This window comes from Coprococcus aceti (assembly GCF_025567285.1).
Taxonomy (GTDB): Bacteria; Bacillota; Clostridia; order Lachnospirales; family Lachnospiraceae; genus Coprococcus; species Coprococcus aceti.
Genome location: NZ_JAOQJT010000006.1, coordinates 107,790 through 123,937 on the forward strand (window position 1 = coordinate 107,790; position 16,148 = coordinate 123,937).

Genomic DNA, 16,148 nt, shown 5'->3' on the forward strand with positions numbered 1-16,148 from the left:
TATAGCCCCTTATAGTTTATAATCGGCAGTGAGTATATAACAAAACTTAGAAAACACAAAGATGGAGGACATAAAACATGGAAAAGATTCAGATGACCACACCACTTGTAGAGATGGATGGAGATGAGATGACCAGAATTCTCTGGCAGTATATAAAGGATGAGCTTATTTATCCATTTATCGATCTCAAGTCAGAGTACTATGACCTTGGACTTGTACATAGAAATGAGACAGATGACAAGGTAACATTTGACTCAGCATACGCAACACAGAAGTATGGCGTAGCTGTAAAGTGTGCTACTATCACACCTAATGCGGCAAGAGTTAAGGAGTACAATCTCAAGGAGATGTGGAAGAGCCCTAACGGAACCATCAGAGCGATCCTTGATGGTACAGTGTTCAGAGCACCTATCGTAGTAAAGGGAATCGAGCCATGTGTTAAGAACTGGAAGAAGCCTATCACCATCGCAAGACATGCATATGGTGATGTATACAAGAGCGTAGAGATAGATGTTCCAGGTCCTGGAACTGCAGAGCTTGTATTCACAGGCGATGACGGACAGGTTATAAAGGAGACTATACATAAGTTTGATGGCCCTGGTGTTCTTCAGGGACAGCACAACGTGGACAAGTCTATTGAGAGCTTTGCAAGAAGCTGTTTCAAGTATGCGCTTGATACCAAGCAGACATTGTGGTTTGCCACAAAGGATACCATATCAAAGAAGTATGACCATACATTCAAGGATATCTTCCAGGAGATATTCGATGCAGAGTATAAGGAGCAGTTCGATGCAGCAGGTATTGAGTACTTCTACACACTTATAGATGATGCGGTTGCCCGTGTTATGAAGAGTGAAGGCGGTTACATCTGGGCATGTAAGAATTATGATGGAGATGTAATGAGTGATATGATCTCATCAGCATTTGGTTCACTTGCCATGATGACATCAGTTCTCGTATCCCCTGATGGAAAGTATGAGTACGAGGCAGCACACGGAACAGTTATGAGACATTACTACAAGCACCTTGCCGGTGAGGAGACATCAACCAACTCAGTTGCAACTATCTTCGCATGGTCAGGAGCACTCAGAAAGCGTGGAGAGCTTGATGGAATCCAGGCACTTCAGGATTTTGCAGACAAGCTCGAGGCTGCAACCATCAAGACTATAGAAGATGGCAAGATGACAAAGGATCTGGCTCTCATCACAACTCTCGAGAACCCAACAGTCCTCAACAGTGAGAACTTTATCAAGGCTATCAGAGAGACACTTGAGGGTATGCTCTAAGAATGAAATTGTGTAACGGGCTGATTACAGACGTTGCTTTTAACGGGATATCACCTTTATTCATACAAATGGATAAAGGTGATATTTTTATGCCATTGTGTAAAATGTGGCATTGGGTTAAAATAGCTTATATAGCATGCCTATAGCAGCATGCATATAGTAGTTTGTCTATCTGAGTGTAGCGTATAAGATAATGAGGAGTTGCATTTATGAGAATTGAGCATGTTGCGATGTATGTGAATGATCTTAAAGCTGCGAAGAATTTTTTTGAGAAATATCTGGGAGCATCAGCAAATGAGGGATATCATAATAAAACGACGGACTTCCGTTCATATTTTCTCACATTTGATGATGGTGCAAGGCTTGAGATAATGAACAGGCAGGGAATGGATGATTCTGAAAAGACACTTAACAGAACCGGATTGATACATATAGCATTCAGTGTGGGAAGCAAAGAAAAAGTTGATGAGCTTACCAGACAGCTTGCGGAGGATGGCTATGAGGTGACAAGTGGACCGCGGACGACAGGCGATGGATACTATGAGAGCTGTGTGGTCTGCATAGAGGATAATCAGATAGAGATAACGGTATAGGAATGACAGAATAGGAGGTAAAAGACAATGGATAATCAGGTATTAGAGGTAATAAAAAAGAGAAGCTCAGCGAGAGCATACAGTGATGAAGAGGTTATGAAGGAGCAGCTTGAGAAGGTCATCGAGGCTGGGCTTCAGGGACCTACAGGTATGAATAAGAAAGAGATACATTTTACAGTTGTTAAGGGTGATGCTCCAATTCTGGAAGAGCTTGATGCAGAGAAGCGTGCACTTCGCGGACAGGATAAGCAGCCTCACAATTTCTATTATGAGGCTCCGGTGCTCATATTCTTAAGCGCTGAGGATGACTTCAAGTGGAGCAAGGTGGATTCAGGAATTGCAGTTCAGAATATGGCTATAGCGGCAGAGAGCATGGGGCTCGGAAATCTGATAATCGGTTGCGTGTATGATGCACTTCACGGGGAGAAGAAAGCATATTTTGACAAGGCACTTGCAATACCGAAGGGATATTCATTCCAGATAGCTCTTGCCGTTGGACACAAGACTGACAACAAGACACCACATGATTACGATGTTGCTGCGCAGGTAAGTTATCTGTAGTATATATGGGGAGGATATTGCGTATGGGAAAACTTGTAATGGGGTATTGAGACTGCCCATATTGTAGTACGAAACATATAGAAGGAACGAAGCGTGAGTGTCCGTCCTGCGGAAAGCCGAGGGGACAGGAAGTTAAGTTCTATATGGATGGAGTGCGGTATTTGTCCGCGGAGGAGAGTCAGACAAAGGGAAAAGGTGCCGACTGGTTATGTGATCATTGTGGCAATTACAATTCAGCTCTTAACACACGGTGCAGCAGCTGCGGTGCTGAACGAGGTGCGAAGGATAAGGGGTATTTTGACGTCAGGAAAGAGCAGGACGCAAGGAATGCCAGGAATGCATCAGGTACAGGAACGGCTGCCGACGGACAAAAAGGCGGGCAGGGCAATCGGAAAAGAGGACATTCATTTGGAGCATGGAAGATAGTGCTGATCGGCATGCTTGTGATAGCGGCTATAATCGGACTTACGGCGATCATAGCCATGCCAAAGAAGAGGACAGTCACAGTCAGGGATATGACATGGAAGACCAGTGTTGATGTGGAGAAATATATTCTGTGTGATGAAGACGACTGGGAACTCCCCGAGGGTGCCACGCTAAAGACCACGAAACAAGAGGTGCACCATACTGAACAGGAATATGTTGGTGAGCGTGAGGAGACCTATGATTCATATGAGGTGATAGGTTCCCATGTGGAGTACAGCTATGAGGACAATGGAGATGGAACCTTCTCTGAAGTTGCAAATGATGTGGACGATTATGGATATGTGACGAGAACGAGGTCTGTTCCGGTGTATAGAGATAAGCCTATATACAGGACGAAGTATTATTATACAATATGGCGGTGGAAGTACGACAGGACGGAGACCGCCGAGGGCGGTGGAAAGACACCGGAATACCCAGATCCCCAGCTCACAGACAAGGAGAGGCTAAGGAAAAAATCAGTTGAATATGAAGTCACATGTGAAGTGAAGGATAAGGAAAAGACATATAAAGTTGAAAAGTCTATATATGACAAACTTGACATAGGTGAGACATATAAAGTCAAGGCTGACTCTGAGGAGATAGTGAGTATCATAGAGTAAAGACTTAAGAACACGGAGGCGGGCAAAAGTGACAAAGCAGTCAAAGCCTGGTAAGGATAAAAATTCAGATATTGAGAGATATCCGTATCTGGTGGCTGAACTGTCAGGACAGATTGCGGTATATGCTTATGTGGGACCATTTCATGACAGACCGGCGTATGACTGGTCCGTGGAGACATCGATATATGTGGATAGGAATATAAGGCATATGGTTGATCCTGAGAGACCATTCTGACCTGCCTGGCTCATCCCCGGATGGATAAGACATAGTGAAAATTATGTCGAATCTGTTCGGGGATTTTTTTATTATAACGAATATGCGGGAAGTCTGTTGAATACTATGTATTTGAGACGAAATAGTTAAGGCGGACATTGAATGAGAGGTAACCATGATAATGGGATGTGCTTTCAGACTATGCAGCTCATAGCAGTTGCAGTGGCGATGGTTTTTGTGCTTTGCGTGACGGCGGGGACTATAGGAGCACTTGCAAAGGCGGACGATGGCAGTTATATGCTGCAAAGCAGCTCTGCAACGGAGCTAATGGGGGACTTTGGTGTGATATGTTTTGACACACTGTATGCACAGACACATCTTCACAGTAACTTTATCACAAGGACACTCAGTGCAAATTCAAACTCGGGACTCAGAAATTCGTATGGAGTATATGAGGAATTCTACTTTGAAAATGCTGAACGGATGTGTGGCTGTGTGTCGGATGCAGGAACTGATATGCTTTATACAGGATCGGAAGTCAGGAGAGCAGATGGCGGTGAAATATATATCCGTATGAATGATGGCTCCGAGACAAAGCTTGACAGTCCGGCAAATGTCAGAACCGATGCGGAGATTGCAGAGGATGGTGAATATTCTAAATATGCAGATATGGCTGATATACAGAGAAAGTTTATTGACTATAGTCAGAAACTTAGGACTTATGCAGACACAGAGGGTACTGTGGATGTTGATATAACAGGTGATATGAACGATAGAAGTGTGTCAGTAAATGGTAGCGGACTGCATGTGGTATCCATGGATTACAGTCAGCTCGCCGCGGGCACAAATCCGATATATTTTGAGTTCCCGGATTATGGTGATGATACGGTGCTGCTCATGAATATTGATCTGGCAGGTATCCAGGATGCTGTTCTGGGCGATCTGATACTTGGAAGCAAGAGCGATGCAAAGGCAAACGATAATGGTAATTTTTATAATGCCTACAACAGAATGTATTTTAACTTCTATGACAGCTCGGCAGCAGATGGACAATTTGGCGGAAGCATAACATTTGCGGGCAGGGGATTTGGAACAGTGATAGCTCCAGAGGCAGCGGTAAATCTCGGACACAACTGGGATGGTTGTGTGGTGAGTGAAGTATTCTCAAACGGAGGAGAGTTCCACAGAGTACCGGGAAATGATTTCCTGGATGAAGAGCCAACGACAGAGGGTACGACGACCGAAGATACGACAACCGAAGATACGACAATGGAGGGCACGACAACCGAAGACACAACCACGGAAGACACAACGACAAAGGATACGACAACGGAAGATACCACAACAGAAGACACGACGACAGAGGACACGACAACAGAAGATACCACAACAGAAGATACCACAACAGAAGATACCACAACGGAAGACACGACAACAGAATCAACAACAGGAACAACAACAGAGGATACCTCAACAGAAACTACGACGGGTACAACTACAGAGTCGACCACGGAACGTACTACATGGAGTACAACAGGAACAACAAACACCATGACAACAACACGTAACACGCCTCCGGGCAGACATCCAGATACAGGTGATCGGCTGCCTGTAAAAGAAACGGCAGTTGTGGTTATTCTGGCTCTTATGGGAAGTGCAGGGATATTAATATATAAAAAAATAAGAAAGTAGACATATTCTATTGAAATAGGACATAGAGCTGGGCTACAGCACCGCCATGTATGCAGCGTTTTACATGGCGGTGTTTTGCGTAATACAGGTAAAAATGCCCATAGTCTTGCATAATATCCCAGGATGTGATATATTTTAGAGGAATTTTGTGGTACAAAATACCATGGCGGGAGAATGTGTTTACATTATTTGACACAGAATAATAAGAAGGCACATTCTTTATTTTTGCTCATTAAAGATAGGAGAACAAGAACATGACGATAACTGATGAAACAATTGATTATGTTGGAATCCTTGCAAAGCTTGAGCTCTCCCCGGAGGAGAAGGAGCAGGCAAAGAAGGATATGTCAGACATGCTTGATTATGTCAGCAAACTGAATGAACTTAATACAGACGGTGTGGAGGCTATGAGCCATACATTCCCATACAACAATGTGTTCCGTGAGGATGTTGTTGTAAATGGAGACGACAGAGAGAACATGCTGAAGAATGCGCCAGAGCAGAAGGATGGCTGCTACAAGGTGCCAAAGACATTTGACTAGGAGGTAGGCTGAAGTGAATTTAATGGGTATGACGGCTGTAGAGCTGGGAAAAGCTATTAAAGATGGACAGGTGAGCGTAGTTGAAGCGACACAGGCCTGTCTTGACAGCATCGAGGCGTGCGAGAAAGATTATAATAGTTTTGTCACGGTTGATCGTGAAGGAGCACTTGCCCAGGCGGAGGAAGTGCAGAAGAAGATAGATGCGGGAGAGCTCAATGGTCCTCTTGCAGGAGTGCCGATAGCAATAAAGGACAATATGTGCCAGGAGGGTGTGCAGACAAGCTGTTCATCCAAGATTCTGTCAAATTTTGTTCCAACATATACTGCTGAGGCCGTTGTGAAGCTCAAGGAAGCAGGAGCGGTTATAGTAGGACATACCAACATGGATGAGTTTGCCATGGGAAGTACAACCGAGACATCATATTTTGGTGAGACAAGAAATCCATGGGATACAAATAGAGTTCCAGGTGGTTCATCAGGTGGATCAGCGGCAGCAGTTGCCGGTGAGGAGGTGCCATGTGCCCTCGGTTCAGATACCGGTGGATCCATCAGACAGCCGGCTTCATTCTGCGGTGTTACCGGAATCAAGCCAACCTATGGAAGAGTGTCAAGATACGGACTTATAGCATACGGTTCATCACTTGACCAGATCGGACCACTTGCGAAGAATGTAGAGGACTGTGCGACGATCCTTGAGATCATATCACAGTATGACAAGAAGGATTCAACATCAGTTAACAGAGATGACAATGATTTTACAAGCGCACTTGTGGATGATGTGAAAGGCCTTAAGATCGGTCTTCCAAGAGACTATTTCACAGAGGGACTTGAGCCTGAGATAAAGGAAGCCGTGTATGGAGTAGCTGAGACTTTGAAGGCAAAGGGAGCTATTGTTGAGGAGTTTGATCTTGGAATGGTTGAGTATGCTATTCCTGCTTACTATATCATTGCATCGGCGGAGGCAAGTTCTAACCTTGAGAGATTCGACGGTGTAAAATATGGTTACAGAACACCAGAGTACACAGATCTTCACAACATGTACAAGAAGAGCCGTTCAGAAGGATTTGGCCCTGAGGTCAAGAGAAGAATCATGCTCGGTTCATTTGTGCTGAGTTCAGGTTATTACGATGCATATTATGTAAAGGCCCTCAAGGCAAAGGCTCTCATCAAACAGGCGTATGACAAGGCGTTTGAGAAGTATGATATCATTCTCGGACCTGTTGCACCTACAACAGCACTGAAGATGGGAGAGTCACTCTCAGATCCTATCAAGATGTATCTGGGAGATGTGTACACAGTCCCTGTAAATCTTGCAGGACTTCCGGGAATATCACTTCCATGTGGAACTGATAAGGATGGAATGCCTATAGGTGTGCAGATGGTTGGAGATGCATTTAACGAGAAGACCATAATCAGAGCTGCATATGCATTTGAGCAGACTAGAGAGTACAAGAGACCTGCACAGGTTTCAGAAAGGGGGCTGTAAGAGATGGCAAAGACATATGAGACAGTCATCGGACTTGAGGTCCATGTAGAGCTTGCGACCAAGACAAAGATATTCTGCGGCTGTAGCACAGCATTTGGAGGAGCTCCTAATACACATACATGTCCTGTATGTACAGGAATGCCGGGCTCACTTCCGGTACTTAACAAAGAGGTTGTGAATAAAGCGATTGCGGTTGGTCTTGCAACAAACTGTACGATCACACAGAACTGTAAGTTTGACAGAAAGAACTATTTCTATCCTGACAACCCACAGAACTACCAGATATCACAGCTCTACTATCCAATATGCAGGGACGGTAAGGTTGAGATAGAGGTTGACGGAGTTAAGAAATATGTGAGGATCCATGAGATACATATGGAGGAGGATGCAGGTAAGCTTGTCCATGATCCATATACAGACAGCTCACTTGTGGATTTCAACCGTTCAGGTGTGCCTCTTATAGAGATAGTATCTGAGCCTGACATGAGATCTGCGGAGGATGTAATAGCATATCTTGAAAAGCTCAGAGAGACGATACAGTATCTCGGAGCTTCAGACTGTAAGCTGAATGAGGGATCCATGCGTGCTGATGTCAATCTTTCGATCAGAGAGGTTGGCTCAGAGGAGTTTGGCACACGTACAGAGACCAAGAACCTGAACTCATTCAAGGCCATTGCCAGAGCCATAGAGAATGAGAGAGAGAGACAGATCGATCTCATCGAGTCTGGTGAAAATGTTGTCCAGGAGACAAGAAGATGGGATGATACTAAGGAGTATTCATATCCTATGAGATCCAAGGAGGATGCACAGGATTACAGATATTTCCCTGATCCTGACCTTGTACCTATCCACATCAGCGATGAGTGGCTCCAGCAGGTAAGGGATGCACAGCCTGAGTTCAGAGACGAGAAGAAGATAAGATACAAAGAGGAATATGCGATTCCTGACTATGATATAGACATCATCACGGCCTCCAAGAAGCTGGCAGATCTGTTTGAGGACGCGATTGCACTGGGAGCACCTGCAAAGAAGGTTTCCAACTGGATCATGGGAGAGACCATGAGACTGATGAAGGAGAACAGTGTTGATGCGGAAGACCTGAAGTTTTCAGCGGAGAATCTTGCGAAGCTCATCAAGCTTGTTGATGACAGGGTTATCAATGGCGGTGTTGCAAAGGAAGTGTTCGAAAAGATATTTGCAGATAATATAGATCCTGAGAAGTATGTCAAGGATAACGGACTTGCAACTGTTCAGGATGACAATGCACTTAAGGAGGCGTGTCAGGTAGCCATAGATAACAATCCAAAGGCTGTTGATGATTACAGAGGCGGCAAGGAGAAGGCTCTCGGAGCACTTGTCGGACAGGTTATGAAAGCTATGAAGGGTAAAGCAGATCCTGGATCTGTCAACAAGATGCTTAGGGAGATGCTATAAATATGGAAGAAAACAGAAGAGTTAGAAAGAGGGACAGATACAAACGTCTCATAACAGTGGGTGAGGCCTGTGTACTCATCGCTGTGGAGCTGGTGCTGTTTGGACTCATGTGGTACCGGGACTATGAGGTAACGCTTACGCTTCCGTTCTGGAGAAGAGGAAACTGGGCAGTTATCGGAATGTATGGAATAATCATCATACTTTTCACCAAGCTTTATGGTGGTTACAGAGTCGGATTCTTCAGACTGCTTGATATAGTTTACTCACAGCTGCTGGCTCTCGTGTGTGCCAATGTAGTTGGTTACCTGCAGCTCTGTATAATCTGTCGTGACTATGTAAATCCGGTACCATTGTTAAAGGTAACCGGGCTTGAAACGATAGTGATATTGATTTGGATATTTGCGTGTAGATTTTTGTATGCGAAGATGTATCCGCCAAGGCATCTGCTGCTGGTATATGGATATAAGACTCCGATAGAGTTCATAGACAAGATCAATGCCCGTAAGGACAAGTATGTAATAGAAGACAGAATACATGTCAGCGAGGGCGAGCAGGCGATCAAGGAGAAGATACTCCAGTACGATGGAGTAATCATTTGCGAGACAAAGGCTTATATAAGAAATGAGCTTGTGAAGTATTGTTTTGAACACTCCATCAGATCGTATGTTGTGCCAAAGCTTTCCGACATAATCATATTAGGAGCTGAGCCTATTCATTTGTTCGATACGCCTATCCTCTTATCACGAAATCAGGGACTTACCGGTGACGATATGATCATTAAGAGGATCATGGATGTTATATGTGGATTTATACTGCTTGTCATAGCTTCACCATTTATGCTCATATCAGCACTTGCGATATGGCTGTATGACAGAGGACCGGTATTCTACAAGCAGGACAGACTGACACTGAATGGCAAGGTGTTCAAGATCATCAAGTTCAGAAGTATGAAGATGGACTCCGAGGCAGGTGGAGCACAGCTTGCAAAGAAGGATGATGACAGAATAACCCCTGTGGGAAAATGGCTCAGAAAGCTGCATCTTGATGAACTGCCACAGCTTTTCAACGTACTCAAGGGTGATATGTCACTTGTCGGACCGAGACCTGAGAGACCGGAGATCGCCGAGCTTTATAAAAAGACATTCCCTGAGTTTGACTACAGACTCAAGATGAAGGCCGGACTTACGGGATATGCACAGGTTTACGGCAAATACAACACAACCCCTAGAGATAAGGTTAAGCTGGATCTTACCTATTATGAGCAGTATTCAATATGGCTTGATCTCAAGCTGATGCTCCTGACGGTAAAGATCATGTTCCAGAAGGAGACATCAGAGGGAATCGCATCAAATATGACCACGGCACTCAGGGATGGCGAGAAGGTACAGATACCTTCACCTGTAAATGTGAAGCCGGAAGGGCTTGATGAGTCTGAGGATGCATTCTATGACCTCGGAAAGACTGTGCAGAAAACAGATAAATAATAAGCGATATATATCGATGTAGGTGTGTATGATGACTGGAGAAAAAGTATCGGTGATAATTCCGGCGTATAACAGCAGCAGAACCATTTATTCTGCGGTGGATTCAGTTATGAAGCAGGGGATTCCTGTGGAGGTCATAATAGTTGATGACTGTTCGACGGATGATCTGACAGGAGCACTTGATGGATACGCGGAAGATGACCGTGTGAATATCATCAGAAATGAAAAAAATATGGGAGTTGCAGTTTCGCGTAACCGCGGGGTTGCGGCTGCAACTTGCAGATACGTTGCATTTATAGATTCGGATGATCAGTGGCAGCCTGATAAACTGGCTAAACAGTTGAAGCTTATGGAGCAGACAGGTGCGGTTCTGTGTTCTACGGCCAGGGAGCTTGTGAACGAAGACGGATCCAGAACGGGAAAAGTGATCGGAGTTCCTGAAAAGGTCACCTATAAGATGCTGCTCAGAGGAAATGTGATCAATTGTTCATCGGTTGTGATGGACAGACAGGTTGCACTCAGATATCCGATGGGCAACGACGATATCCATGAGGATTATATTTGCTGGTTGCAGATACTGAAGGAATACGGAAGCTCGGTTGCGATAAATGAGCCGTTGCTATTATACAGGCAGATGAGAAACAGTAAGTCTGGTTCAAAACTGTCGTCTGCAAAAAAGACATTTGCCGTATACAGAAAAGTTGGATATGGAGTTATAAGAAGCTGCTTTTACTTCATGTGTTATGCGGTAAATGGTGTTGTAAAATATCTGTTCTGATAGGAATAAATTATATGGCGGAGAAAAGAAATGACGGATGGCAATAAGAAGAGAGGCCCGGGAAGGCCGACGGAAAAGAGAAAAGATACGATCCTGAGACTTAGGATAGATACAGATACTCATCGGAAGCTCAGTGAATGTGCGGCGGTGCGACAGGTATCTATGTCAGAGCTTGTCAGGGAAGCGATAGATGAGATATTCCGAAGAGAAAAAGAAAAACAGCAGAAGAATGAGGCAGAATAAAAATAACAGGTCGATGGCATATACCATCGACCTGTTATTTTGTTATATATTCATGGATTAAAGTGTGTAGCCGTTCTTTTTGAGGAGCTCTCTGGCTGAGTCTATAGAATCATTTCCTGTAGCATTCTTTATAGGAGCAAATTCCTTCTCTCTGTCGACCTCAAATGGAAGACATGTTCCCATATAAGCGATCATATCGAGAGCCAGTGTCTCAAATTTGTAGCCGTTTGGCTCTGATGGCTTGACGATCTCTCCATCCTCACCGACATAAGGGATAGCCTTCTTGACGATGTGGAGAGGCATACTTTCATTCATGATCTTCATCAGTCTGTCAACCGGGAAGATATAGTTTAATGTAACTCCATAGTTGTAAGCGTAATCGCCGTTGGCATCGCGCTCATCACGCATGGCATCTGTGAGTTCATAATACTCGACGATATATGGCTTTCCGTGGTTAGTACACAGGACGCCAACCTTCTCGTCAGGGTATGCTTTTTTGACAACCTTTCCGCCGGAGAGGAAGCCCTCTGTGAGAACTGCTCCGAGGAATACTGGGTCTGCAATTCTCTGAAGTACATTGTCAACTGAGAATACATTTATATACTTGATTCCGTATTTCGTGAGCTTGTCGAGGTGGCCGGCCTTGCAGAGGGATGAGAACCATCCACCGTTGCCGTTAGGAGACATGGCAACCTTTCCCTTCTCCTCGAGATATATCTTGCCGTTGAAGTCCACTGAAGGAACCATTTCCTGTTTAAAGAAATGAACATATTCAGGATTGTAACCGAAGTAGTCATGCTCTTTGAAGAATGATGTTGTGTCATCGTGGTTCTTCTCATTGGTCATGATGAAGAAATGGATCCAGGTATCTGCCATCTTCACAATATCGAGGGTGTGCTCGATGAGAAGCTGGAATATAAACATATCCTTGGTGACACCGACGTTGAAGGTTCCCTTAGGACCGGAGAATCCAAGACGGGTGCCCTGACCACCTGCCAGGAGGACCAGTGCCAGATCGCCAGCTTTGATGGCTTCAAGGCCTGCGTTCTTGTATATATCATATTTTTCTGCAATGCTGTCCATCTGGAGAGCTGCAACGGGAGCGATATCAGAATCACTTCCTGATGAATTGTGTCCGATCATATCGATAAGTGAGAAATCAATTTCACTGATCTGGTTCAGGAGTGCTGCCTGTTCAGCCTCGCTGAGAGTATCATAATACTTTAATAAGTGTAGCTGTCCTTTTTCTTCGAGAAGCTTGTAAGCGTTTTCGTAATTCATAAAAATCTCCTTAATAAATGTGTAGTTTGTATTTATTTTCTCTATCCGTGTATAATCCCTAAATTAATGATATTTCTTCTTGATCTCAATAGTGTCTGTGAATACCTTCCAAATGTCCTTGACCTTGATCCTTCTTCCATCTGATGCATCGTCCCTGCTGTAATTCAGGACGATAGGAGCTTCGGATATCGAATATCCCTGTCTGTGTGCAGCCACAAGGATTTCAATATCAAAAGCATAGCCCGATATGGAAAGGTTCTCGGCAATCGGCTTTATGACTTCTGCTTTGAAAAGCTTTATACCGGTCTGGGTGTCATGGATACCAAGATGAAACAGCATTTTGAGCATAATATAATAGCTGTAGCTCATGACTCTTCTAATAGGAGGATAATCAAGCTTGGATTCAGGGTGAAGCTTTGATCCTATGACTATGTCAGAACCGGTGTCCCTCATCTGCTTCATAAATGGCTTGAGAAGAGATGGACTCAGTTCAAGGTCTGAATCAAGGAATGCTATATATTTGCCGGAAGCTTTGGCAATTCCGGTTGTGATAGCATGTCCCTTTCCCTGATTGACATCATATCCTGTATCTACAATATGAGAATCCATTTCGGCTGCCTCGGCAATAAGTTTGCCTGTGGAGTCCTTGCTGCCGTCATTCACAGCGATTATCTCATAATGATGAAGAAAACGGCTGAGTATTCGGCTAGTCTCAAGAAGATTATCTTTGATGTGCTGTTCTTCATTGTAGGCGGGCATAACCACCGACAAAGTAATATTGTTAGTATCCATTTCCTGCTCCTTAAAAAATAAGCATTGATATTTAGACATTATTAATACGAGTATACTTTTTTATACATCATGTGTCAAATAAAATAGTGTTAATATGAAGGTGTTTATACTAATTAAGATATAATACATGTTGTAAAAGGAAAAAATATAATGTATTATAAATCGAGGTAACGACATTTTTAGATATTTGAAAAAGGAGTTCCAATGGATAATAAGAAGAAAAATGGAATGAGATCCAGGTACGATGAGGACATGGATTGGCTGGATGACGATGATGATTATCTTGATGATGGTGGGTTGATAGGATCATTGTTGTTCGGGGATAAAAAGAAGAAAGAAAAAAGGCGTGATCCTGAGCCGGAGAGAAAGGCTGATAAGAGACCGGAAAAGAAGCCGGAGAAGAAGACTCAGAAGAATATTTCCAGACCTGTGAAGCCGGAAGAGAATTATGACGAGTATTATCACGAGGACAGCAGGGCAAGAAGAGTGAAGAGTGAGGCCCGGGCAAAGCAGAGACAGACCGGACAGCCTGTAGCAGACAGAGCTGTGGACAGAGGTCCGGTGAAGAGGACACAGGGCACTGTACCGAGGACACAGAGCAATAAGAGTACCGTGCAGAGACCTTCAAAAGCTGCCCAGAGACCACGCAGGAGTATACAGAGCACAGGAAGCTCATCTGTGGACAATCTGCTCAGAGAAGTTGACAATATTGAGACAGATGTGCAGACAAGACATGAGGAGCTTAGACGTGAGGCGTGGGAACGCACCCAGAGAAATGTTGCAAAGGCAAAGGCTGAGGTTGAGAGGCTGGAGCTCGAGAGAGAGCAGAATGCCCGCGAAGAGGCAAGAAAGCTTAAGGTTCAGCAGGAGCTTGAGCGCCGCCAGCAGATGAAAGAAGCTGAGAAAAAGGAAGAGCCTGTTGAGGAAGATAACAAGATCACTGAGCCGCAGGAGAGTGATGCGGAAGTTGTAGAAACTGCCACACAGCCAGTAGAAGAGCATGAACAGAAGACTGAGCCGGCAGATATTCTGGAGAAGAATACGGAGCCTGTCCTTGACGATGAGGTCGAGGAAGCTGCAGAGGCAGAGCCTGTGGAAGAGGATTCGACAGTATCATCCCGAAGAACAGATGACATGCTGGACATGGATGAGCTTGAGCGTATGGAGAAGGATATTGATGAGGATAAGCTCAGTTATTCGGAATCAGATACGGCTGATCTGGGACTTGGAGACATAGGCAAAGCATTGGGCTTCGATGAAGTGGAGCTTGAGGATGATGAGGAAGAGCCTGAGGAGGACGAGGAGTCAGACAGCGAAAAGTTCTTCAGGGAGAACCTTCTCGATGAGGCTGATCCAAAGGTTGTCAATCCGGAGAGAAAGAAGCTTAACATCAGTACAAGAGTGTGGGCGATAGCGTTCTTTGTCCTGCTTGCACTGTTTATACTCATATGTATAATATATGTCAAGAATTATGCCAGAATGAAGTACAATGAGATGGATATCAATGAGATAAGTGCAGATCAGATACTTGTCAATGACGGTGTCAAGGATGCGACCAAGGGATATCGTGCCATTGCACTCTACGGAGTGGATTCCAGAGATTCGAATATGAATTCAGGAACTAACAGTGACAGTATAATGATAGTGAGCATCAATGAGAGCACCAAGGAGATCAAGCTTGTATCTGTATACAGAGATACTCTGATGGAGATAGCAAGCGGTTCCATGGATACCACACAGAAGGTGAATTACGCATACCAGCTCGGCGGTGCGGTTACAGCCATCAACACACTGAATACCAATCTCGACCTGAATATCACAGATTATGTGGCAGTTGATTTCAGTGCAATGGCAAGTATAATCGATGCTGTTGGAGGCGTTGATGTCAAGGTCATTGATGAAGAGGTGAACAACTTCAATAAGAACCTTGCAGAGCAGATAAGCCTGTCAGGCAAATATTCATCAGGAATAACTGAGGCAGGAGAGTATACTCTTGATGGACAGCAGGCAGTTGCATATTCAAGAATACGATCCACTGGCCAGGGAGATATAACAAGAACCGAGAGACAGAGAATAGTCCTCATGAAGGTTATAGACAAGCTGCTCAGCGCAGACACAGGTTCACTTGATTCATTTGTTGATGTTTCATTTAAATGTATATCAACAAGTCTTAACAAGGACGATATACATGCTCTTGTCAAGAATGTGGCTGGATATAAGGTTGTAGATACCGCAGGATTCCCATTTGCATATGAGGCAAAGGAACTCTCGGACAAGGGTAACTGCCTTGTGGCTGCTGATATGGCATCCAATGTGGAGGCATTACATGAATATCTGTATGGTGCTGACAAATACGTCATATCAGGCACAGTAAAGCAGATAAGCAGCAATATAGAGAGCATATCAGGTGTTAAGTCACAGAAGGTCAAGGTGACGACGGAGGCTCCGGGTGATGGAATATCAGACGGAAGCGACGAGGATGGAGATCTTAGGACGATAACAACTCCTCCAAAGGGAATGATCGTCGAGGAATAAAAAACTAAACATAATAATTAAGCAAGGAAGCTTCAGATATGGGGCTTCCTTTTTTTATGCATCAGAGACATTGAGATATGAGACATCCGATGCTTAAAGAAAGGCTACAACATAAAGAATTGTATATACATTACAGAGCATT

General features: G+C 44.3%; 15 protein-coding genes. 13 read left to right on the plus strand and 2 right to left on the minus strand.

The window, feature by feature from the left end; all coding sequences use genetic code 11:
* Positions 1–77 precede the first annotated feature (77 nt).
* The 12 genes from OCV54_RS09550 (at position 78) to OCV54_RS09605 (ending at position 11,398) form a co-directional block, all read left to right on the plus strand.
* The gene (locus tag OCV54_RS09550; protein WP_015533231.1) at positions 78–1,286 is read left to right on the plus strand and encodes an NADP-dependent isocitrate dehydrogenase; all 1,209 of its coding nucleotides are present in this window, start codon (positions 78–80) and stop codon (positions 1,284–1,286) included.
* 209 nt (positions 1,287–1,495) lie between these two features.
* Positions 1,496–1,879 (plus strand): VOC family protein, encoded by a 384-nt coding sequence (locus OCV54_RS09555; protein WP_022217162.1) that lies wholly within the window; start codon positions 1,496–1,498, stop codon positions 1,877–1,879.
* Positions 1,880–1,906: 27 nt separating this feature from the next.
* On the plus strand, positions 1,907–2,440 hold the full coding sequence (locus OCV54_RS09560) for a nitroreductase family protein (RefSeq protein ID WP_015533229.1): 534 nt from the start codon (positions 1,907–1,909) through the stop codon (positions 2,438–2,440).
* A 143-nt stretch (positions 2,441–2,583) separates the two neighbouring features.
* Positions 2,584–3,525: a zinc finger Ran-binding domain-containing protein gene (locus OCV54_RS09565; protein ID WP_242857252.1), complete on the plus strand. Its 942-nt coding sequence runs from the start codon at positions 2,584–2,586 to the stop codon at positions 3,523–3,525.
* Positions 3,526–3,553: 28 nt separating this feature from the next.
* Positions 3,554–3,760: a GNAT family N-acetyltransferase gene (locus OCV54_RS09570; protein WP_055223730.1), complete on the plus strand. Its 207-nt coding sequence runs from the start codon at positions 3,554–3,556 to the stop codon at positions 3,758–3,760.
* Positions 3,761–3,901: 141 nt separating this feature from the next.
* Entirely contained in the window at positions 3,902–5,431 is a 1,530-nt protein-coding gene (locus tag OCV54_RS09575; RefSeq protein WP_055223732.1) for a hypothetical protein, read from the plus strand.
* A gap of 254 nt (positions 5,432–5,685) precedes the next feature.
* On the plus strand, positions 5,686–5,973 hold the full coding sequence (gene gatC / locus OCV54_RS09580) for an Asp-tRNA(Asn)/Glu-tRNA(Gln) amidotransferase subunit GatC (protein ID WP_015533226.1): 288 nt from the start codon (positions 5,686–5,688) through the stop codon (positions 5,971–5,973).
* A 22-nt stretch (positions 5,974–5,995) separates the two neighbouring features.
* The gene (gatA, locus tag OCV54_RS09585) at positions 5,996–7,459 is read left to right on the plus strand and encodes an Asp-tRNA(Asn)/Glu-tRNA(Gln) amidotransferase subunit GatA (protein WP_172678739.1); all 1,464 of its coding nucleotides are present in this window, start codon (positions 5,996–5,998) and stop codon (positions 7,457–7,459) included.
* A gap of 3 nt (positions 7,460–7,462) precedes the next feature.
* On the plus strand, positions 7,463–8,893 hold the full coding sequence (gene gatB / locus OCV54_RS09590; protein WP_022217158.1) for an Asp-tRNA(Asn)/Glu-tRNA(Gln) amidotransferase subunit GatB: 1,431 nt from the start codon (positions 7,463–7,465) through the stop codon (positions 8,891–8,893).
* Positions 8,894–8,895: 2 nt separating this feature from the next.
* Positions 8,896–10,377 carry a sugar transferase gene (locus OCV54_RS09595; protein WP_055223734.1) on the plus strand — a complete coding sequence of 494 codons (1,482 nt, stop codon included), beginning with the start codon at positions 8,896–8,898 and terminating at the stop codon, positions 10,375–10,377.
* 31 nt (positions 10,378–10,408) lie between these two features.
* Positions 10,409–11,155 (plus strand): glycosyltransferase family 2 protein, encoded by a 747-nt coding sequence (locus OCV54_RS09600; protein WP_055223736.1) that lies wholly within the window; start codon positions 10,409–10,411, stop codon positions 11,153–11,155.
* Positions 11,156–11,185: 30 nt separating this feature from the next.
* Entirely contained in the window at positions 11,186–11,398 is a 213-nt protein-coding gene (locus tag OCV54_RS09605) for a toxin-antitoxin system HicB family antitoxin (protein WP_022217155.1), read from the plus strand.
* Positions 11,399–11,455: 57 nt separating this feature from the next.
* Here the strand turns inward: OCV54_RS09605 and OCV54_RS09610 are convergent, their stop codons facing one another.
* Complete coding sequence (locus OCV54_RS09610; RefSeq protein WP_015533225.1) at positions 11,456–12,679, minus strand: UDPGP type 1 family protein; 1,224 nt, start codon at positions 12,677–12,679, stop codon at positions 11,456–11,458.
* A 63-nt stretch (positions 12,680–12,742) separates the two neighbouring features.
* Positions 12,743–13,471: a glycosyltransferase gene (locus OCV54_RS09615; protein WP_055223738.1), complete on the minus strand. Its 729-nt coding sequence runs from the start codon at positions 13,469–13,471 to the stop codon at positions 12,743–12,745.
* A gap of 204 nt (positions 13,472–13,675) precedes the next feature.
* On the opposite strand from OCV54_RS09615, the gene OCV54_RS09620 reads away from it, so the two are divergent.
* The gene (locus tag OCV54_RS09620; protein ID WP_055223740.1) at positions 13,676–16,006 is read left to right on the plus strand and encodes an LCP family protein; all 2,331 of its coding nucleotides are present in this window, start codon (positions 13,676–13,678) and stop codon (positions 16,004–16,006) included.
* Positions 16,007–16,148: the final 142 nt, after the last annotated feature.